Raw genomic sequence first — 20,667 nt, 5'->3', positions numbered from 1 at the left:
GAAAAATTATTTTTTCCCGTCAACGACGATTACAATTTCACCTTTGGCGGGTTTTGTTGTGAAATATGATAAAACTTGTTTTATACTTCCTCGTTTGGTTTCTTCAAATAATTTTGTCAATTCTCTAGAAACTGATATTTGTCGATCTTCTCCAAAATATTCAGAGAAATGAGTTAAGGTTTTTAATAACTTGTGCGGACTTTCGTAAAAAATCATAGTGCGGCTTTCTTCCGCTAAGAATTTCAAACGAGTTTGTCTACCTTTTTTAACAGGTAAAAAACCTTCAAATACAAACTTATCGTTGGGCAACCCAGAATTTACTAATGCAGGAACAAAAGCAGTAGCACCAGGTAAACATTCAATCTCTATGTTGTTTTGTACACAAGCTCTACTTAATAAAAAACCAGGATCGGAAATTGCAGGAGTACCAGCATCAGAAATTAAAGCAAATGTTTCACCATTTTGTAAACGTTTCACAATTGTATCTACTGTTTTATGCTCGTTGTGCATGTGATGCGATTGCATAGGTGTGTCAATTTCAAAATGCTTTAATAACTTTCCGCTTGTGCGAGTATCTTCAGCTAAAATATAATCTACTTCCTTTAATACAGAAATAGCGCGAAAAGTGATGTCTTCTAAATTTCCAATAGGAGTTGGTACTAAATACAATTTGCTCATACAGCAAAACTACAAAGTTTTATGCTTTTCTAAGTCTAATAGCAAGCTTTTTGTACTTTTGCGACATGGAAAACACCTTGTTACAAAACATAAATTATCCTAAAGAATTAAGGAATCTTACAGTAGAACAACTTCCACAGTTAGCAAAAGAATTGAGGGCATTTATTATAGATGTTGTGGCTACGAAAGAAGGACATTTAGGAGCAAGTTTAGGTGTGGTTGAATTAACAATTGCTTTGCATTATGTTTTTAACACTCCAGATGATTTATTGGTTTGGGATGTTGGTCATCAAGCTTACGGACATAAAATTTTAACAGGAAGAAAAGATGTTTTTCATACCAATCGACAATTAGATGGAATTTCTGGTTTTCCAAAGAGAAGTGAAAGCGAATACGATACTTTTGGTGTAGGACATTCTTCTACTTCAATATCGGCAGCTTTAGGGATGGCAATTGCGTCTCAACTTCAACAAAATGAAAAACATCATATTGCAATAATTGGAGATGCTTCCATTGCTAGCGGAATGGCTTTTGAAGCCTTAAACCATGCAGGAGATACCGATGCCAGTTTATTAGTGATTTTAAATGACAATGCAATCGGGATTGATCCGTCGGTAGGAGCGTTAAAAGATTATTTAACAAGAATAAAATCTACTCGAAACGATGTAGAGCAACACAATATTTTTGAAGCTTTAAACTTTGATTATTCAGGTCCAATCGACGGACACAATTTTGAGGAATTATTGAGAGAACTGAATCGTTTAAAAGAAGTAAAAGGACCTAAATTCTTGCACGTAATTACTACAAAAGGAAAAGGATTAAAGCAGGCGGAAGAAAATCAAGTACAATATCATGCTCCGGGTAAATTTGATAAAATTTCGGGAGAGGTTTTGCCAAAACAAGCAAGTAAGTATACGAAGTTTCAAGATGTATTTGGAAAAACGATAGTAGAGTTGGCAAAACAGAATGAGAAAATTGTAGGAATTACGCCAGCAATGTTAACAGGAAGTTCTTTAAAGTTTATGTTAGAAGAATTACCTGAAAGAACTTTTGATGTGGGAATCGCCGAACAACACGCAGTAACATTAGCTGCAGGTATGGTTACAGAAGGGTTAATTCCGTTTTGTAATGTGTATTCTACATTTTTACAAAGAGCTTATGACCAAATAATTCACGATGTTGCATTGCAAAATTTACCTGTAATTTTTTGTTTAGATAGAGCAGGATTAGTTGGTCAAGATGGAGCGACGCATCATGGAGTTTTCGATATAGCTTATTTGCGATGCATTCCTAATATGATTGTTTTTGCTCCAAGAAATGAAATAGAACTTCGTAATATTTTATACACCGCTCAATTAGGGTTACAGCAGCCTATGGCGATTCGTTATCCAAGAGGAAAAGGTGAAATTGAAAATTGGCAAGTTCCATTTTCAAAAATTGAAATTGGTAAAGGTCTTTGTTTAAAAGAAGGAGAGAATGTAGCCGTTTTAACCATAGGTACAATAGCTAATAATGTTACCAAAGCAATTGATAATTGTGAACATAAAGATGAAATAGCACATTACGACATGCGTTTTGTAAAACCTTTAGATGAAGAATTACTTCATTCGGTTTTTAAAAAACACAACACCATTATTACTATTGAAGACGGAACTGTACAGGGAGGTTTTGGAAGCGTCATTAGCGAATTCGCGTCTAACAAAAATTATAAAAATAAGATTAAAATAGTAGGTGTTCCAGATAAGTTTATTCATCATGGCACAGTTGAAGAACTTCAAAAACAATGTGGTTTAGATGTAGCATCTATAGAGAAGCAATTGCAATAAATTCGTAATTTTGCATCCTTATGATAGAAACTAGAAAAGCAATTTCTGAAAAAGCGGTTTTAATAGGACTTATAACCCAACATCAAGACGAAAAACAGTCGGAAGAATATTTAGATGAATTAGAGTTTTTAACACTTACAGCAGGAGGAGTTGCTGTGAAGCGTTTTGTTCAGAAGTTAGAGAAGCCAAATCCGAAAACTTTTTTAGGAACAGGTAAGTTAGACGATGTAAAAGCATACATCGAAACACACAATATTGGAACTGCAATTTTCGATGACGAATTGAGTCCTGCTCAGTTAAGAAATATCGAGCGAATTCTTGATTGTAAAATCTTAGATAGAACCAATTTAATTTTAGATATTTTTGCGAACAGAGCACAGACAAGTTCTGCAAAAGCGCAAGTAGAATTAGCACAATACGAATATTTATTACCTCGATTAACTCGAATGTGGACTCACCTTGATAAACAAAAAGGAGGTATTGGTATGCGTGGTCCTGGTGAAACAGAAATAGAAACCGACCGTCGTATTATTAGAGATAAAATCACCTTACTTAAAAAGAAACTCGTAGCTATTGATAAACAAATGGCTGTACAACGAAAGAACCGTGGAAAAATGGTTCGAGTTGCATTGGTTGGTTATACAAATGTTGGGAAATCAACCTTAATGAATGTAGTTAGTAAAAGTGAGGTTTTTGCAGAAAATAAACTGTTTGCAACGTTAGATACTACGGTAAGAAAAGTGGTGATAAAAAACATTCCGTTTTTAATGACCGATACAGTTGGATTTATTCGTAAGCTTCCAACACAGTTAGTAGAGTCTTTTAAATCTACGTTAGATGAGGTACGAGAAGCGGATTTATTACTACATGTGGTAGATATTTCTCATCCAAATTTTGAAGATCACATTGCTTCAGTAAATAAAATTCTTGGTGAAATTGATAGTGTAGATAAACCTACAGTTATGGTTTTCAATAAAATTGATGCTTATACACATCAAACTATTGACGAAGATGATTTGATAACCGAAAAAACCAAAGCACATTATACTTTAGAAGATTGGAAAAAAACTTGGATGAATGATCTTCAAAAAGAAAGTATTTTTATCTCAGCATTAAATAAAGGTAATTTAGAAGAGTTTAAAGAAACGGTTTATAAAGAAGTAAGAAAAATACACATTCAACGTTTTCCTTACAACGATTTCTTGTACCAAGAATATACTGAGTAACATTCAGAAAAACAGATAATTATTTGTTTTTAAATAAAAAAATATTATATTTAATCCATCGAAGCTTAAAAAAAAGTAATTTTGTAAAGCAATTAATAACCCTTAATCCCCCAGCCAAATGAAAAATCTTAAACCCCAAAAAGCATTTCATTTATTACATCTTTTTTTATTGAAGTTAGGAAGTCCTAGTTTCTCAAAACCTATTTCTCAAAAAACATTAATTCCAATTAGAGTTAAGCGATAATAGCTTCACGCTATTAGTCGGTTTTTTATTCTATGTTAATCTATTTCTCTTTTTTAGAAGAATAGATGCTACATTATAATTAATAACTAGGTTATGAAAAAAAGATTTATCATAGTAATAATGCTACTTTTTAGCACGAGTAATTTCTTTGCTCAAGAAGTGTGCGAAAGTTCAGAAACCAAGATTGAAGACGATTTTACAATTAACAAGTGTAATGTTGAGGTTAAAAAGTTAGGAGACAAAAAGGTGTCGAAAGTTGCTGTAGTTAGCAAAAGATACCTAAAGAAAAGAATTCAAAGAAGAAATAAGGCTGTAGGGATTGAAAGTTTAAATACTTCTGGGGTTTCAGAAACAGATGCGTCTTCACTTAAAAATAATATAAAACAAGTAGCATTAGTTTTAAATGCTTTTGAAAAAACTACCAATGGAGTTTCTTTTGATACTGTTGAAGAGATACCTCAATTTGCAAATTGTGAAGGAGATTTTATGGATAAAGAAGAATGTTTTAATTACGAGATGCGTAATCATATAGTAATGAATTTAACGTATCCAGAAAAAGCATTCTTAGAAGAAATTGAAGGAGATGTTTGGGTAAGCTTTGTTATAAACGAAAGAGGAGAAATAAAAAACATCCAAACTATAGGACCAGAAAATGGTAAGTTGTTAGAAAAAGAAGCGATAAGAGTTGTTAAAAAGCTTCCAAAATTTATTCCAGGAAAGCATAAAGGAAAAGTTACAAATGTTGTATATACATTTCCTATAAACTACCGTTTACAGTAAATAATTTAAAAAAATAATAAAAAAGACAGTGTTTTATGTTAAAACACTGTCTTTTTTATTGCAATAAAAGTTAAATAAAACAAAGAAAAATAAACTATTTCTTAGTTTTTTGTGAGATTAACAAAATAAGCCTACTAAAAGCATAGGAATATGTTAAAAGTTTAATAGGAGAGTGTTAAAAAATTGGAATTAGTGAAAAATAGTGTAAGTTTGTAGGTTCTAAGAGCTTAGCTTTTTTGGGTTTTCCATAAGAGTTGAAAAAAGTAAATCTTAGTGAAAGTTATTAATAGATTGATCGACCTACTATCTGTTTTTAATTATTATTTGAGTAACCCTAATACCCTCCCAAAGTATGAGAAAGTTATTATTTTTAATATTAACTTCTTCTTTTTCGTTGAGCTTAATGGCTCAAAAAGAAGTGTGTGAAGCACCAGAAGATTCTTTTGATGCTAATAGTATTACTAAGTGTACTATTAAAGATTCTAAAAAATCAAAAGATAAAAAATCAAGACAAATTACTGTTAAAGTATCTTCATCTAGAAGTAGATATCTAAAAAAGAGAGAAGCTGTTAAAAAGCGTTCTGTAGCAGGTGGTATTAATAATTTAAACACCTCTGGAGTAAATAATACAGTTAACAACTCTGCATTAACAAATTCTTTAGCTTTAAAGAAAGATAATATTAAGAGTTTAACAAGTAATTTATCTGTAGAAGAATTAAAAAAAGCACAAAAATTTAGTGCTGTAGATAAAATTCCTTTATTTGAAGAATGTAGAAACTCAAGTAAAGGAGATAGAATGGATTGCTTTAACATGGAAATGATTAAGCATATTCAAAAATATTTCCGTTATCCAGGGCAAGCAGTAAGAGAAAGAATTCAAGGAGATGTTTGGATTCGTTTCGTTATCGATAGAAATGGAAACATTTCTAATGTGAAAACTCTAGGGCCAAAAGGAGGAGAGATCTTAAATGAGGAAGCTAAAAGAGTAGTTGCTCAATTACCAAGATTTATTCCTGCAAAGAAAAACGGTGAAAGAACTTCAGTAAAATACGGATTCCCTATTTCATTTTCGTTGGAAGAATAAAATCATTCTTCCAATCTTTTTATACGTAACAACAGATAATCAAAAACTTTAATTTATGATTAAAAAACTACCTATTGTTTTTTTAATGTTATTTAGTATTGTGTCTATAGCACAAACTATTAGTGGTAAAGTTTATGACGAATATTTAGAGCCATTTCCTGGTGCTAATGTAAAAACGTCTACACAAAGAATTAGTACCGATATTGACGGTAACTTTACCTTAACAAAACAAGAAAAATTTCCATTTACTTTAGAGGTTTCAGCAGTTGGATATAAAACTGAAATCATCGAAGTAACTGATGCAAATCAAGAACTTAATGTAATTCTAAAAGAGAGTTTGTCTTTAGACGAAGTTGTAATTTCTGCTTCGAGAGCTCCTGAACGAATTATAGAATCTCCTGTAACCATTGAGCGTTTAGGATTAAATGATGTTAAAAACGGTACTTCAATCTCGTTTTATGAAGATTTAGCAAACTTAAAAGAAGTTGATGTTAATGAAAACAGTATCGGATTTAAGTCAGTAAATACAAGAGGTTTCTCTCCATTTGAAAACACTCGTTTTGTACAGTTAATTGATGGGGTAGACAATTCTGTGCCAATCTTTAACTTCTCAGTAGGTAACTTAGCTGGTATCTCTGAGCTAGATGTAGAAAGTGTAGAAATTTTACCAGGAGCAGCATCGGCACTTTATGGAGCAAATGCATTTAACGGTATCTTATTAGCAAGAAGTAAAAACCCTTTTGAGTACGGTGGAATTAGCACTTACGTTAAAACAGGAATTACTAGACAAGAAGCAGCAGGAAGCAATAATTTTTACGATGTAGGAATTAGAATGGCACATGCTTTTTCTAATAAATTTGCTGCAAAAGTAAACTTTACTTATTTTGAAGGTGAAGACTGGCATGCAGATAATGAAAGTAATACTACAGGAATTGGAGGTGTTGAAACTGGAGGGTTTAGAAGAGTTGGAGATTTAGGTTCAGACCCAAATTATGACGGTGTTAATATTTATGGAGATGAAGTTTCTGGTAATATTAATGGTATTGCAAGAGATTTAGTTCGTTTAGGAATTTTACCTGTTGGAACTGATGCTGTAATTCCTAGTGTAAATGTTAGTAGAACAGGATATAGAGAAAAAGACTTAGTTGATTATAGAGCAAACGGATTAAAATTTGATGCTTCTTTACATTTCCGTCCTTTTGGTAATGAAGATTTAGAAATAGTATGGAATTCTCGTTACAATAGAGGAGATAATAACATATATCAAGGAACAAACAGATATACACTTAAAGATTTCTTATTACAGCAACATAAGTTAGAGTTTATCGGTAAGAATTTCTTCGTAAGAGGTTATTACTCTGAAAATGATGCAGGAAACTCTTTTGATACACGTTTTGCAGCTATCAATTTAAATGAAAGTTGGAAGTCTAATAACCGTTGGTTTGCAGAATATATCGGAGCTTATGCTAGAGCATTCACTGGAAATATACCAAATGTGCCAGCTAATAATGCACAAGCAGCTCATTTAGCAGGAAGAACTGCTGCAGATACAGGAAGATTAGTTCCAGGAACAGCACAATATCAAGCAGCGTTAAATACAGTTTCTTCAGATGTAGCTGGAGGTGTTAAGTTATTAGATAGATCAGCTTTTTATCATGCAGATGCTAATTATAATTTCCGTGATGTTATTGAATGGGCAGAGATACAAGTAGGTGGTAGTTACCGTTTATTTAATTTAAATTCTCAAGGAAGTATTTATACAGATGCTAACTCTAGAATATCTTTTGATGAATTTGGTTTATATTCTCAAATTCAAAAGAAATTTTTAGATGATCGTTTAAAATTTACAGGATCTGTTCGTTATGATAAATCTCAAAACTTTGACGGAAACTTTTCACCAAGGGTATCGTTAAGTTATGGTTTAGGTGAAAATAAAGATCATATTTTAAGAGGATCGTTCCAAACAGGTTTCCGTAATCCAACTACTCAAGATCAATATATTGGATTCTTTGCTGGAGCTACACATATTTTAGGAACTGCTCAAGATAACTTATCTAGATATTCAGTTAATGTAACAAATAATGATGGGACAACAGCTATTTTAACTGGTCAAGATGCTATTGATAGATCTTTTTCAGCCCTTTCTGTTAGCCAAGGTAACCCACAAAGAGCAAACTATAATTTAGTAAAACCAGAAAAAGTAAAATCTTTTGAAGCTGGTTATCGTGGAGTTTTCAACTTGACAGATACAAACTTATTAGAGATTGACTTAAATGGTTATTATAACGATTATGAAGATTTCTTAACAGAAAAAGTTGCATTTGTTGCTCATTATGGAGAGTTTGTTAACGGGGCTCCTGATGCGGCATTATTAAACGCATGGAACAACAGAGATTTAACTCGTTTTTCTATTAAAACAAACTCTACTGCAGAGGTTTCTTCTTACGGTGCTGGTTTAGGATTAAAGACGAAATTCTTTAAGAAGTTTGATTTCGGATTAGCGTATAACTGGGCAAGATTTAGATTTGATAGAAGTACTGATGAAGAATTTAAGCCAGGTTTCAATACTCCTGAGCATAAAGTTAAAGTTCAATTTGGTAATGCGAACTTGTTTAAAAACTTCGGATTTAATATTAATGCACGTTGGCAAAATTCATTTGTATGGGAGTCTAGATTCTTAGATGGAGTTGTTGATGCGAGAACAATTTTAGATGCTCAAGTTAACTATAGAGTACCATCTATAAAATCAAGATTTAAGTTAGGAGGAACTAACTTAACTGGTAAAGAATATATAGTAGCACCAGGTTCTGGTTTAATTGGATCTATGTACTACATTTCTTGGACAATTAATGACTAATTAATTAGTCATCATCAAAAATAAAAAAAGGAACTGAATTTTTTCAGTTCCTTTTTTTATATAAATAATTTATTCTTCAGTAGTATCTTCTTCAATAATACCTAAGCGTTTTGCACGTCTTTCCCAGCTTTTTCTAGCTAAGTTTTGTAAGTCTGCAACATTATCACTTTCGTCCATTATTTCGAAGCCTAATAAGGTTTCTATAACATCTTCTTGAGTAACTAATCCACTTACAGTTCCGTATTCGTCTACAACTAAAGCTAAATGCTCGCGCTGCTCAATTAATTTTTCAAACAGGTTAGGAATAGATAAATCTCTGTTAGCAATAATTATATTTCTTTTAATTTCTTTTAAAGGTTTGTCACCTTCACCTTTAATGATTGAAAGTAATAATTGATCTTTTAAGAAGTACCCAGAAATATTATCAGGATTATCTACATAAACAGGAATTCTAGAGAAACGTAACGATTGATTTTCATCAAAAAACGATTGAATAGTTTGGTTTTCATCCGCAGTTTTTAAAACGGTTCTTGGAGTCATAATATGTTTAGCTTGAACTTCTTTAAAGTTTATCATATTACGAATAACGTTACTTTCCGTTTCTTGAAAAACACCTTCTTGTTCAGCAATATCTGTCATTGCAGAAAAATCTTCTCTACTTAAAACACTTTCTCCATGAGCTCCTTTACCTCCAATTAATTTCGTAGTTAATTGTAATAACCATAAAATTCCTGTCCATTTTAATGGGAAAATAAGAGCGTTTAAAGCTTTAGCAGTAAAATTTGCTAATCCTTTCCAGTAAGTAGCTCCAATAGTTTTTGGTATGATTTCAGAAACTACTAAGATTAAAATAGTCATAATAGCAGAAACAATACCTACCACATTTATCCCTAAAATTTCGAATTTGTACGGTAATTGTTCAGCTTGAACTCCTACTAAAATTGCACCAACTGTATGCGCAATTGTATTTAAGGTTAAAATAGCAATTAAAGGTTTGTCTACATCTTTTTTAAGTTCTTCAAGCTCTGTAGCAAAAGCTTTTCCCTCTTTCTTTTTTACATTAATAAAGGTAGGGGTTACACTTAATAACACAGCTTCTAGTATAGAACATAAAAAAGAAAAGAAAATAGAAACTGTTGCGTAAATGAGTAATAAAGTCATTCTTTTAAAATTTTAGGCTAAAATAAGGAAAAAAGAAAACCTCAAGAATAACTCTTGAGGTTTGCTGTATTTATTTTTAGTTCTTTGATTAGAAACCGTAGTTTACTCCTAAACCAAAAACTTCTCTTGTTTGAAAACCTTTAAATGCGTTATCGTCATAAATAGTTTGTAATGCTAAGTTAGCAGATAAGTATTTGTTTATCTTCATTACAACGTTTACTGTATAATCGATATCTACATTTTGAGCATCTTCTAAATAGTTACTATATAAATTTAAAATGTTTTCTACAGAAACATTGTCCATTAAGTTAAACTTGTAGTAACCGCTTACAGAAGCACCTAATTCATAACGAGTTGTTTCTCCTTGAGCTACACCAAAAGCTTCTCCGTTTTTGGTTAAATCACCATCAATAACAATAAGTTTAGAAGTTGCAGGAGCAATGTTTACTTTTAAGTTATCATGCTTTTTCCATAACATACCAGGACCAATTTGGAAATATGCAGGAGAGAAAAAGTGAGATTGTTGAACTCCGTTAACATCTGTAGAAGACATTTGGGTTTTAAAGTTAAAGAAAGCAGAGTAATACCAGTAATCACTAGCTTTTTTACCTGCTAGAGAGTTTAACTCTAAACGGTCATCAGTCTTTTGTAAATTTTGTCCTCTTAACTTCGTTAAACCATAAGAAGCGATTAACTTGTTATCCCAAGTCCAATCTCCTTTTGCGTAGTTAAAATCGTAGTTTAAGCCTAAAGTACCAGATATGTTGTTTGTACCTCCCGCTAACCAGTTGTTAAAAGCAGATTGATTGAACAAGAAAGAAATATTACCAGTTCTTTTCCAACCTTCTTCCTTTTTTTTCTCTTTTTTGTCTTGAGCATTTACGGTTATTGCACCGATAAATAATGCTATAGCTAATAATTTTTTCATTGTTTTTTATTTGATTTCAAAAATTTGGAGCGCAAAACTACGCTTTACTTAAATGTTAGACAAAGATATTTTAAAAAAGTCACATTTTATGGAAAAGGTAATTCACACCTAATCCAAACACTTGTTTTAGCTGAATTTTACTTGAAGCATTATCATCAATAATGGCATGAAAAGCAATATTCATTGATAAGTATTTATTAACTTTTACAAAGAAGTTCATTTGATAATCAATATCAATATTTTGTGGTTTTTCTAGATAGTCTGAATACAATGCTAAAATGTTTTCCATAGTTACATCTTGCATTATTAGAAATTTGTAGTAAGCAGATAGATTAAAACCTAATCCGAATACAGAATTTTTGCCTTCAGGGACTCCGTATTTTCCTGAAAATTCATCAGAAACAAAGGTAAATCGAGTAGTAGCAGGCGCAATGTTTATTCTTGCATTATCAGATTTTTTCCAAAGCATACCCGGACCAAAACTTAAATATGCAGGTGCTAAAAAACTTGAAATTTTCTCTTTAGGTGTTTTTTTATAATCGTATCCGTTGGTGTATTGTGTCTTAAAATTGTTGAAAAAAGAAAAATACCAATACTGTTGTGCTTTTAATCCTAATAAAGAATTATACTCAAATCTATCGTCTGTTTTTCTTACACCTTGGCTGGTTACATAACTCAATCCGTAAGAAGAAGTGATTTTATTATCCCAGTTCCAATTTCTTTTTTTGTAATTGAAATCGTAGTTAATAGCAATATTTCCTGCAATTGTATTGTTTCCACCAGCAACCCAATTTGAAAACGCAGATTGATTGAATAAAAAAGTAAGCTTTCCGTTAATAGTCCATTTTTTAGAAATACTATCTTTTTTTTCTTGAGAGGAAATAGTGAAAGAACAACAAACGAAAATCGCAAGTAGTAGTTTTTTCATTACTTATGAAAACTAAGGAGTTTATTTTTTCTTTTTATATAACGGAACTGTAGAACAAGCCTCGCCAAACATAATGGTTTTAGCTACAGGCTGAATTTTCTCAATAAGTAAAGTATATGCAGAAGCAGGAATAGGTTTATTGGTACAACCTTTAATAATTACAGGCTTGTTGTCGTATTCAGAAATGTTTAAATTATTGATGATTTCTTGATATACAACAGTTTCTAATAATTCAAGATTTCCTACAACTACTTTTTTAGCAAAAGGAGCTAATTGGGTTGATAATAATAAATATGCCCAAGAAGGAATTATAGCATCCGAAGAACATGTTAAAGCAACATAATTATCTTGGTGTTGAGACCAATCATGATTTTTAACGTGTTCTCTAAAGTCTTTTTCACGAAGAATTAACCCTTCATATAACCAATTTTTAATATCGAAAAGAACACGATTTCCTGATGGATAAAAATCTTCTAAGTCAATAGTTATAAGACTGCTATTTGCTACTCTATTTATTATTTCTTCTGCCATTATTTTATAAAAGACCTAATTCTAACTTAGCTTCTTCACTCATCATGTCTTGTGTCCAAGTAGGATCAAAAGTAATTTCAACTTCACAGTTGTTAATTTCTTTCAATGTTTTTACTTTTTCTTCAATTTCTACTGGTAAACTTTCTGCAACAGGACAGTTAGGTGACGTTAATGTCATTAATATTTTTGCATCGTTTTCTTCAGAAACAAAAACATCATAGATTAAACCTAACTCGTAAATGTCTACCGGTATTTCTGGATCGTATATTGTCTTTAATACACGAACTATTTTATCTCCTAATTCTTCTAATTTATCTTCTGTCATTGTTATTTGTTATAGGTGTATTCTCTAGTGTAACTTGAATTTGCGCCATTATTCGTAATTCTCTTAACTAAGAAGTTTTCACTATCATATTCGTTAGTTATGGTATTTGAGTGATTAAGTTGCCCATTTAAAAAATCTTCCCATTTTGTTGGGTTGTTGGGTAAAGTAGATTCAGCTTCTAGTTTTAAAATTGGCATTAAGTAAGGAATTTCAGCTTCTGGTCTTTTCTTATTGTCAAAAGTTACAACGAAATAATTATTATTACTTGTGTTTGTTACTTTTACTTGACTATTAGGTAAATACTCATATTTTCTTGTATAAGTTTGTGGTTGACTGCCAAAATACCCAACTTCTACATTTTTAATCAATTGATTATTTGAATTGTAAGTATAAGAGTTTTCTTTAGATAGTGTCGTTCCTCCATTTCCATATGAAGAACGTTTTATAATATTTTCTCCATTATATTCGTATGTAGTTTTTCCTATCAACTCATTATTTGTATTATAATTTTCTCTTTGAGTCAATTTGTTGTTAGAATATATAAATTTACTTGTTTCTATAAAAGAACCATTATGCTCATTATATGCTGACTGGACTAATTTATTGTCAGTATCATAAATTATGTCTGTTGTAGAAACTAAAGTTTGAGGTACTCCATTATTCAAAGAAACTTCAGTAGTTGTTATCTTAGTTAATAATTTTGGTGTTTTACTTATTTCTTCTTCATTGTTTTCTGAACAACTAATCAAAAAAATAATAATCAATAATAAACTAAAAACCTTTTTCATAATAATATTTGTATTTAAGTGTTTAACTTACTCTGTTGTGCAATAGCATACATTTTTATTTGCTTAACCATAGATACCAATCCATTTGCCCTTGTTGGACTCAAATGTTCTTTCAATCCGATTTCATCAATAAAATTAGTATCGGCATCTAAGATAGCTTGTGGTGTTTGGTCGGAAAAAACGCGTAATAATAACGCAACAATTCCTTTGGTTAAAATAGCATCACTATCTGCAGTAAACTCTATGATGTCACCTTTTAATTCAGAATGTAACCATACTTTAGATTGGCATCCTTTAATTAAGTTTTCATCTAATTTATAAGTGTCATTTATTAAAGGTAACGATTTTCCTAATTCAATAATATACTCGTAACGCTCCATCCAATCCTCAAACATTGAGAACTCATCAATAATTTCTTCTTGTATTTCTTTGATAGTCATTTTTTAGAACTATTTTTGCACTGTCGCAGACAGATTTTATTTGAATGTGCAAAATTACATATTAAATTTAAGAAATGAGTAAATTATTAGCAGTAGGTACGGTAGCTTTTGATGCTATTGAAACACCTTTTGGTAAAACAGATAAGATTTTAGGAGGATCAGGAACTTTCGTAGGTTTAGCAGCTTCTCAATTTGGAGTAAAGACAGGAGTAGTTTCTGTAGTTGGAGGAGATTTTCCACAGTCATACTTAGATATGATGGAAAATAAAGGTATTAATACCGATGGAATTGAAATTGTAAAGGATGGAAAAACGTTCTTTTGGAGTGGTAAATACCATAACGATATGAACTCTCGTGATACTTTAGTTACTGAATTGAATGTATTAGAGCATTTTCAACCTGTAGTACCAGAAGCATTTAAAGATGCTGGTATCGTAATGTTAGGTAATTTACACCCATTGACACAAGCTTCAGTTTTAGATCAAATGAATGAACGCCCGAAATTAGTAGTGTTAGATACTATGAATTTCTGGATGGACATTGCTTTAAACGATTTACATGAAGTTTTAAAGCGTATTGATGTAATTACAATCAATGATGAAGAGGCTCGCCAGTTAAGCGGAGAGTATTCATTAGTAAATGCAGCTAAGAAGATTCATGAAATGGGACCTAAATATGTGGTAATTAAAAAAGGAGAACACGGAGCGTTATTATTTAACGAAGGAAAAATGTTCTATGCCCCAGCATTACCATTAGCAGAAGTATTTGATCCAACAGGAGCAGGAGATACATTTGCAGGAGGTTTCTGCGGATATTTAGCAAAGACCGAAGATATTTCTTTTGAAAATATGAAGAATGCAATTATCTACGGTTCTAATTTAGCTTCGTTCTGCGTTGAGAAATTCGGAACACAACGAATGGAAGAGCTAACAAGCGAAGAAGTTCAAACTCGTTTGCAGGCTTTTAAAGAGTTAACACAATTCGATATTGAATTATCATAATATATAAATCCGCGCTTTTTGGTGCGGATTTTTTTATACAACACCTACAACACAACTAAATAGAAAACAATTAAATGAGTGATGCTATAAAACACGAATGCGGAATTGCAATGGTTCGTTTACTAAAACCATTACAGTATTACAAAGACAAATACGGAACCGCGTTTTATGGAGTAAACAAAATGTACTTACTAATGGAAAAACAGCACAATCGCGGACAAGATGGTGCAGGTTTAGCAAGTATTAAATTTAATGTAGAACCAGGAACGAGATATATTAGTAGAATCCGTTCTAACAAAACACGTCCTATTCAAGACATTTTCGGACAAATTAACGAACGTGTTAACGGAGTTTTCGATAAAAACCAAGACAAACTTAATGATGTAAAATGGCAAGAAGAGAACATTCCATATTTAGGAAACTTATTTCTTGGTCATGTTCGTTATGGAACTTTTGGTGGAAACAGCATTGAAAATGTACATCCTTTCTTACGTCAAAGTAACTGGAGGCATCAAAGTTTAATTGTTGCAGGTAATTTTAATATGACCAATTCTGGTGAGTTAATGAAAGAACTTGTTGAATTAGGTCAGCACCCAAAAGAAGCTACCGACACTGTTACAGTAATGGAAAAGATTGGACATTTCTTAGAAGACGAGGTTTCCGATTTGTATTTAAGAGCTAAAGCTGAAGGGTTAAGTAAAAAAGAAGCGTCTCCATTTATTGAAGAACATTTAGATATTCAGCGTATACTTCAGCGTTCTTCTAGAAACTGGGATGGAGGTTATGCTATGGCTGGATTAATTGGACATGGTGATGCATTTGTATTAAGAGATCCATCAGCAATTAGACCTGCTTTTTATTACAAAGACGATGAAGTAGTAGTAGTTGCTTCTGAAAGACCGGTAATTCAAACTACGTTCAACGTACCGATTGAAGAAATTAAGGAAATTGAACGTGGAAATGCGCTTATCATAAAGAAAAACGGCAATGTTTCTATGAAAGAAGTATTGGCTCAACGAGAAAAGAAAGCTTGTTCTTTTGAGCGTATTTATTTCTCAAGAGGTAGTGATGCTTCTATTTATAAAGAGCGTAAAAACTTAGGAAAATATGTTTTCCCTGAAGTTTTAAAATCTATAGACCACGATTTAGAGAACACTGTTTTCTCATACATACCAAATACAGCAGAGACTTCTTTCTTTGGAATGATTGAAGCTGCAGAAGACGTTTTAAACAAACAAAAAACAGATGCTATTATCGCTGGTGAAGGAAAGCTTTCAAAAGAACGTGTTACGGAGATATTATCACAACGTCCGCGTTTTGAAAAAATAGCAATTAAAGATGCTAAACTTCGTACCTTTATTACTGATGACAGTAGTAGAGACGACTTAGTAGCACACGTTTACGATGTTACTTACGGAGTAGTAAAGCCTACCGACAACTTAGTAATTATAGATGATAGTATTGTACGTGGTACAACCTTAAAAAAGAGTATTATCAAAATCTTAGACCGTTTAAACCCTAAGAAAATAGTGGTAGTATCATCTGCACCTCAAATTCGTTACCCAGATTGTTACGGAATTGACATGGCTAAAATTGGTGATTTTATTGCCTTTAAAGCAGCAGTTGAATTATTAAAAGAAACTGGTCAAGAGCAAATAATAGAGGACGTTTACAATAAATGTAAACAACAACAAGCAAATCAAGACAAAGACATTGTTAATTATGTAAAAGAGATTTATGCTCCTTTTACCGATGAGCAAGTTTCTATGAAGATTGCTGAAATGTTGAAGACCTCTGAAATTAAAGCAGATGTTGAAGTAATTTTCCAACCGGTAAGTGGACTCCACAAAGCTTGTCCGGATAATTTAGGAGATTGGTATTTTACAGGTAACTATCCTACCGATGGAGGTCATAGAGTAGTAAACAATGCCTTTATAAATTATTACGAAGGAAACGACAAACGAGCTTATTAAAATCATAAACATATTAGACTACATAAAAGACCTCATATTCATGGGGTCTTTTTTATTTCTAAAAATCAGAAAAGAGAACATTTACTGTTCGATAAATTCCTTTATTTTAGTTCTAGATTTTTTTGAATTAAATAAAAACATGGAACTTAAAACAATTAACTATAAAGCTGTTTTAAAAGATATTTATCAAACCGTTGTTTCAGAAGAAAACAATGGTACTGTTGCTACGTATATTCCAGAGCTAGCAAAAGTTAGTGCAGATAATTTTGGTGCATGTTTTCTTTCTACTGAACATGAAGAACATGGAATTGGAGACTGGCAAAAAAAGTTCTCTATTCAGAGTATATCAAAGGTTTTATCATTGAGTTTGGCTTATAAAATACTAGGGGATCGTATATGGGATCGTGTTGGTGTAGAACCTTCTGGAACCTCTTTTAATTCTTTAGTTCAATTAGAATCAGACCACGGTATCCCTAGAAACCCGTTTATCAATGCTGGTGCAATCGTTATTTGTGATATTCTTGTAAGTGAGCTTAAAAACCCTAAAGAGGATTTTTTAACATATGTAAGAGAAATTAGCAATTGTGATCAAATTCAATTTTCAGAGACAGTAGCAAAATCAGAGGCTTCTGTTGGTTATAGAAATAAAGCATTATGTAACTATATTAAGTCTTTTGGAAACATAACCAATCATCCAGAACAAGTTTTGGATTTCTATTTTAATATGTGCTCTATAGAAATGACATGTCAAGAACTCTCAAAAACTTTTATGTTTTTGGCAAATACCAACTTTAATATCAAAGGAGAAAATGTACTTAGTATAAGTAAAACGAAAAGAATAAATGCCATTATGCAAACCTGTGGTTTCTATGACGAATCTGGAGAGTTTTCTTTTAGGGTTGGACTCCCTGGAAAAAGTGGTGTTGGAGGAGGAATTGTAGCGGTTCACCCAGGCAGATATTGTATTACTGTTTGGAGCCCGAAACTAAATGAAAAAGGCAACTCTTATAGAGGGATGAAGTTTTTAGAAAGCTTCACTACAGTAACAGAATTATCTATCTTTTAAATATTAACACAATACTTAAAATTTATCATTCATGAAAAAACTAATTTTCATATTTGTTTTATGTATTTTATACAATTGTAACACCTCTAAATCATCATCAAAAATTATGGGAAACAAAATTGTAGTTGCACATCGAGGAGCTTCTGGATATTTACCTGAGCACACTATGGAAGCCAAAGCTATGGCCCATGCAATGAATCCAGATTATATAGAACAAGATTTGGTACTAAGTAAAGACGATGTCCCAGTAGTGATTCATGATATTTATTTAGATGATGTTACCAATGCTTACGAAGTTTTTCCTGACAGAAAAAGAGCTGACAATCGTTATTATGTAATTGACTTTACTTTCGATGAATTACAACAATTACAAGTTACAGAACGATTTAATCCTAAAACAGGAAAACAGTTTTACTCAAATCGTTTTCCAAAAGGAAAAGGAAACTTCAAACTGCATTCTCTTCAGCAAGAAATAGAACTGATTCAAGGATTAAACTATAGTACTGGTAAGAATATTGGGATTTATCCTGAAATTAAAAATCCAGAGTTTCATCATACCAACGGAAAAGACATTGCCAAAATTACTTTGGATGTTCTTCGCGAATATGGATATAAAACCAAATCCGACAAATGTATTTTTCAATGTTTTGACGCCAAAGAGCTAGAGCGTGTGAGAAAAGAGCTTAACTCGAACTTGTTTTTAGTTCAATTAATCGAATTTGAAGAAGAAACTAAGCGGTTAAAACATTTTGCTACCTATGCAGATGGTATTGGTCCTTGGTACAAACAAATTATATCGAAAAAAGTAGATGGGAAATTTGCCTTTACAAGTTTAGTAGAGCGATCTCATAAATATGGTTTAAAAGTACACCCGTATACTTTTAGAGCAGATCAGTTAGACGAGTTTTCTTCATTTGATGAAATGATACATGTTTTATTGATTGACGCAAATGTAGATGGTGGATTTACAGATTTTCCAGATAAAATGGTGGCATTTCTTTTTAAACAGTAACCTCAATAAGTTTCTTTCTATAAACAGATAATAATTTAGATTTTGATATAAATCCTAGGTACTTATTATCTTTTACTACAGGAAGGTTCCAAGCCCCACTTTCCTTAAACTTTTGCATTACTTGTTCTGTGGTATCATTATGAAAAATAACCGCTGGTGCACTCTTCATTAACACCTCAATGGTTAGCTTATCATACATCTCCTGTTCAAACAATAGTGGACGTATATCATCTAATAAAACAACTCCCATAAAACGCTGTTTATCATCTAATACTGGAAATAAGTTTCTGGATGATTTTGCGACCCCTTCTCTTAACATTTCTCCTAAAGTCATGTCTGGATGAATAGCTACAAAATTCTTCTCAATTAACTTATCTATTTTCATCATCATCATCACATTCTTATCCTTATCATGTGTAATCAACTCCCCTCTTTTAGCCAATTCAATAGTGTAAATAGAGTTTGATACAAAATACTTTGTCAACGCATATGAAATGGCTGCTACTAACATCAAAGGCACAAACAACTCATACCCTCCCGTAATTTCAGCAATTAAGAAAATGGCAGTTAAAGGAGCATGAAGCACTCCCGCCATTAATCCCGTCATTCCAATAAGAGTAAAATTACTTTCCGAAACATTTCCTCCAAACTGATTAATAACTTTGGCAAATACATTTCCTAAAGCGCTTCCCATTACTAACGTTGGAATAAAAATACCTCCTACTCCGCCTGCGGCAAATGTAGTGGTCATTGCTATGGCTTTAAACAAGGTAATTATCAATAAAAAAATGATGACTGTCCATGTATTCTCGAAGTTCAAACTATAAGGAATATCTTTTAAAGCTTCTACTGCATTTCCTTCTAATAAACTATTAATTAAATGGTATCCTTCTCCATATAAAGGTGGAATTAAAAACAGTAGCAAACCAATGATAATTCCTCCAAAAATTAGACGATGTTTAGGCTTCTTGATTCTTTTGAAAAAATTGGTAATTGCAAAATAGATTTTAGAAAAATATACTGAGGCGATTCCAGTGCCTATTCCTAACAACACGTAAAACAATAAATCGGTTATTTGAAATTCATCTTGTAATTGAAATCCTAATAATACATCTTTTCCTAAGAAAAAATAAGAAGTTATCACTGCTGAAACAGATGCCAACAACAACGGGACTAAGGATGCAAAGGCCAAGTCTAAACTAAAAATCTCTACTGCAAAAATAATGGCTGCAACGGGTGCCTTAAACATCGATGACATTGCTCCAGCGGTAGCACATCCAATAAGTAACATACGTGTTTTGGTATTCATATGAAACAACTGCGCTACTCCCGACCCTAATGCTGCTCCTGTACTTACAGCAGGTCCTTGCAATCCTGCTGAACCTCCAAATCCTACCGTAATAGGTGCTGTTAATAAAGAAGCATACATTTTATAGCGTTCTATGATTCCGCTTCTTTTAGAAATAGCATGTAAGGTAGTTGAAATACCATGTCCTATTTCTTTTTTGATGAACTTGTTTTTTATGTAAAAAACAATAAAAAGTCCAATTATTGGGAAAATAAAATAGAGTAAATGATGAATATCTTTGACAAATTTTCCTTCTAAAATATTTTGAAAAAAGTAAGTAAAATTTTTAAGTACCAACGTACCTAAACCCGCTAAAAAACCAACTAAAACACTCAGCACATATACAAACTGTCTTTCAGAAATGTATTTATACCTCCAAATGAGTAATTTTTTAAATAGTTGTTTTGTGTTTGGCATTTTACGGTAAACTTTACGGATAAAATAAACGATTGCCCCATTTCTCGCAACGAT

General features: G+C 32.0%; 18 protein-coding genes. 9 read left to right on the top strand and 9 right to left on the bottom strand.

What is annotated here, in order from left to right; translation table 11 throughout:
• Nucleotides 1–6: 6 nt before the first annotated feature.
• A complete protein-coding gene (rsmI, locus tag WH52_RS04385; RefSeq protein WP_086029714.1) occupies nucleotides 7–678 on the bottom strand; it encodes a 16S rRNA (cytidine(1402)-2'-O)-methyltransferase in 672 nt (223 codons plus the stop codon).
• A gap of 65 nt (nucleotides 679–743) precedes the next feature.
• Here rsmI and dxs point away from each other — a divergent pair, with 65 nt between their 5' ends.
• The 5 genes from dxs (at nucleotide 744) to WH52_RS04360 (ending at nucleotide 8,695) form a co-directional block, all read left to right on the top strand.
• A complete protein-coding gene (gene dxs / locus WH52_RS04380; protein ID WP_086029713.1) occupies nucleotides 744–2,504 on the top strand; it encodes a 1-deoxy-D-xylulose-5-phosphate synthase in 1,761 nt (586 codons plus the stop codon).
• 20 nt (nucleotides 2,505–2,524) lie between these two features.
• A complete protein-coding gene (gene hflX / locus WH52_RS04375; RefSeq protein ID WP_086029712.1) occupies nucleotides 2,525–3,730 on the top strand; it encodes a GTPase HflX in 1,206 nt (401 codons plus the stop codon).
• A gap of 337 nt (nucleotides 3,731–4,067) precedes the next feature.
• A complete protein-coding gene (locus tag WH52_RS04370) occupies nucleotides 4,068–4,754 on the top strand; it encodes an energy transducer TonB (protein WP_086029711.1) in 687 nt (228 codons plus the stop codon).
• Nucleotides 4,755–5,106: 352 nt separating this feature from the next.
• Complete coding sequence (locus WH52_RS04365; protein WP_086029710.1) at nucleotides 5,107–5,838, top strand: energy transducer TonB; 732 nt, start codon at nucleotides 5,107–5,109, stop codon at nucleotides 5,836–5,838.
• A 55-nt stretch (nucleotides 5,839–5,893) separates the two neighbouring features.
• Nucleotides 5,894–8,695 carry a TonB-dependent receptor gene (locus WH52_RS04360; protein ID WP_086029709.1) on the top strand — a complete coding sequence of 934 codons (2,802 nt, stop codon included), beginning with the start codon at nucleotides 5,894–5,896 and terminating at the stop codon, nucleotides 8,693–8,695.
• A gap of 69 nt (nucleotides 8,696–8,764) precedes the next feature.
• Here WH52_RS04360 and WH52_RS04355 read toward each other — a convergent pair whose 3' ends face one another.
• The 7 genes from WH52_RS04355 to WH52_RS04325 all read right to left on the bottom strand — a co-directional run bounded on the left by WH52_RS04355 (nucleotide 8,765) and on the right by WH52_RS04325 (nucleotide 13,796).
• Nucleotides 8,765–9,856, bottom strand: coding sequence for a CNNM domain-containing protein (locus tag WH52_RS04355; protein ID WP_086029708.1), 1,092 nt, complete (start codon nucleotides 9,854–9,856; stop codon nucleotides 8,765–8,767).
• 88 nt (nucleotides 9,857–9,944) lie between these two features.
• Nucleotides 9,945–10,784: a DUF3078 domain-containing protein gene (locus WH52_RS04350; protein WP_086029707.1), complete on the bottom strand. Its 840-nt coding sequence runs from the start codon at nucleotides 10,782–10,784 to the stop codon at nucleotides 9,945–9,947.
• Between the two features lie 79 nt (nucleotides 10,785–10,863).
• Entirely contained in the window at nucleotides 10,864–11,712 is an 849-nt protein-coding gene (locus WH52_RS04345; protein WP_086029706.1) for a DUF3078 domain-containing protein, read from the bottom strand.
• A 21-nt stretch (nucleotides 11,713–11,733) separates the two neighbouring features.
• Nucleotides 11,734–12,243, bottom strand: a complete 510-nt coding sequence (locus tag WH52_RS04340; protein ID WP_086029705.1) for a DUF2480 family protein — start codon at nucleotides 12,241–12,243, stop codon at nucleotides 11,734–11,736.
• A 4-nt stretch (nucleotides 12,244–12,247) separates the two neighbouring features.
• Nucleotides 12,248–12,568, bottom strand: a complete 321-nt coding sequence (locus WH52_RS04335) for a DUF59 domain-containing protein (RefSeq protein ID WP_086029704.1) — start codon at nucleotides 12,566–12,568, stop codon at nucleotides 12,248–12,250.
• 2 nt (nucleotides 12,569–12,570) lie between these two features.
• Nucleotides 12,571–13,356, bottom strand: coding sequence for a hypothetical protein (locus WH52_RS04330; RefSeq protein ID WP_143592049.1), 786 nt, complete (start codon nucleotides 13,354–13,356; stop codon nucleotides 12,571–12,573).
• Between the two features lie 14 nt (nucleotides 13,357–13,370).
• Nucleotides 13,371–13,796 carry a SufE family protein gene (locus WH52_RS04325; protein ID WP_086029702.1) on the bottom strand — a complete coding sequence of 142 codons (426 nt, stop codon included), beginning with the start codon at nucleotides 13,794–13,796 and terminating at the stop codon, nucleotides 13,371–13,373.
• A gap of 74 nt (nucleotides 13,797–13,870) precedes the next feature.
• On the opposite strand from WH52_RS04325, the gene WH52_RS04320 reads away from it, so the two are divergent.
• The 4 genes from WH52_RS04320 (at nucleotide 13,871) to glpQ (ending at nucleotide 18,848) form a co-directional block, all read left to right on the top strand.
• Complete coding sequence (locus WH52_RS04320) at nucleotides 13,871–14,797, top strand: PfkB family carbohydrate kinase (protein WP_086029701.1); 927 nt, start codon at nucleotides 13,871–13,873, stop codon at nucleotides 14,795–14,797.
• A 74-nt stretch (nucleotides 14,798–14,871) separates the two neighbouring features.
• Nucleotides 14,872–16,770, top strand: a complete 1,899-nt coding sequence (locus WH52_RS04315) for an amidophosphoribosyltransferase (protein ID WP_086029700.1) — start codon at nucleotides 14,872–14,874, stop codon at nucleotides 16,768–16,770.
• Nucleotides 16,771–16,924: 154 nt separating this feature from the next.
• Nucleotides 16,925–17,836 carry a glutaminase gene (locus WH52_RS04310; RefSeq protein WP_198938382.1) on the top strand — a complete coding sequence of 304 codons (912 nt, stop codon included), beginning with the start codon at nucleotides 16,925–16,927 and terminating at the stop codon, nucleotides 17,834–17,836.
• Nucleotides 17,837–17,867: 31 nt separating this feature from the next.
• Nucleotides 17,868–18,848, top strand: a complete 981-nt coding sequence (gene glpQ, locus WH52_RS04305) for a glycerophosphodiester phosphodiesterase (protein ID WP_086029698.1) — start codon at nucleotides 17,868–17,870, stop codon at nucleotides 18,846–18,848.
• On the opposite strand, the gene WH52_RS04300 is transcribed toward glpQ, so the two are convergent.
• Nucleotides 18,838–20,613, bottom strand: coding sequence for a chloride channel protein (locus tag WH52_RS04300; protein ID WP_086029697.1), 1,776 nt, complete (start codon nucleotides 20,611–20,613; stop codon nucleotides 18,838–18,840). The two genes, glpQ and WH52_RS04300, sit on opposite strands and share 11 nt — an antisense overlap.
• Nucleotides 20,614–20,667 lie beyond the last annotated feature (54 nt).

This window comes from Tenacibaculum holothuriorum (assembly GCF_002120225.1).
Lineage (GTDB): Bacteria > Bacteroidota > Bacteroidia > Flavobacteriales > Flavobacteriaceae > Polaribacter > Polaribacter holothuriorum.
The sequence above is the reverse complement of the archived record's forward strand: the minus strand, read 5'-3'. Positions and strand labels throughout refer to the sequence as shown.

Excerpts from the sequence above, each read along its gene's own strand:
- WH52_RS04370 (WP_086029711.1), top strand. The coding sequence starts at position 4,068 with ATGAAAAAAAGATTTATCATAGTAATAATGCTACTTTTTAGCACGAGT.
- rsmI (WP_086029714.1), bottom strand. The coding sequence starts at position 678 with ATGAGCAAATTGTATTTAGTACCAACTCCTATTGGAAATTTAGAAGAC.
- WH52_RS04340 (WP_086029705.1), bottom strand. The coding sequence starts at position 12,243 with ATGGCAGAAGAAATAATAAATAGAGTAGCAAATAGCAGTCTTATAACT.
- WH52_RS04300 (WP_086029697.1), bottom strand. The coding sequence starts at position 20,613 with ATGCCAAACACAAAACAACTATTTAAAAAATTACTCATTTGGAGGTAT.
- dxs (WP_086029713.1), top strand. The coding sequence starts at position 744 with ATGGAAAACACCTTGTTACAAAACATAAATTATCCTAAAGAATTAAGG.
- WH52_RS04315 (WP_086029700.1), top strand. The coding sequence starts at position 14,872 with ATGAGTGATGCTATAAAACACGAATGCGGAATTGCAATGGTTCGTTTA.
- WH52_RS04320 (WP_086029701.1), top strand. The coding sequence starts at position 13,871 with ATGAGTAAATTATTAGCAGTAGGTACGGTAGCTTTTGATGCTATTGAA.
- WH52_RS04355 (WP_086029708.1), bottom strand. The coding sequence starts at position 9,856 with ATGACTTTATTACTCATTTACGCAACAGTTTCTATTTTCTTTTCTTTT.
- hflX (WP_086029712.1), top strand. The coding sequence starts at position 2,525 with ATGATAGAAACTAGAAAAGCAATTTCTGAAAAAGCGGTTTTAATAGGA.
- WH52_RS04365 (WP_086029710.1), top strand. The coding sequence starts at position 5,107 with ATGAGAAAGTTATTATTTTTAATATTAACTTCTTCTTTTTCGTTGAGC.
- WH52_RS04330 (WP_143592049.1), bottom strand. The coding sequence starts at position 13,356 with ATGAAAAAGGTTTTTAGTTTATTATTGATTATTATTTTTTTGATTAGT.
- WH52_RS04345 (WP_086029706.1), bottom strand. The coding sequence starts at position 11,712 with ATGAAAAAACTACTACTTGCGATTTTCGTTTGTTGTTCTTTCACTATT.
- WH52_RS04350 (WP_086029707.1), bottom strand. The coding sequence starts at position 10,784 with ATGAAAAAATTATTAGCTATAGCATTATTTATCGGTGCAATAACCGTA.
- WH52_RS04335 (WP_086029704.1), bottom strand. The coding sequence starts at position 12,568 with ATGACAGAAGATAAATTAGAAGAATTAGGAGATAAAATAGTTCGTGTA.
- glpQ (WP_086029698.1), top strand. The coding sequence starts at position 17,868 with ATGAAAAAACTAATTTTCATATTTGTTTTATGTATTTTATACAATTGT.
- WH52_RS04360 (WP_086029709.1), top strand. The coding sequence starts at position 5,894 with ATGATTAAAAAACTACCTATTGTTTTTTTAATGTTATTTAGTATTGTG.
- WH52_RS04325 (WP_086029702.1), bottom strand. The coding sequence starts at position 13,796 with ATGACTATCAAAGAAATACAAGAAGAAATTATTGATGAGTTCTCAATG.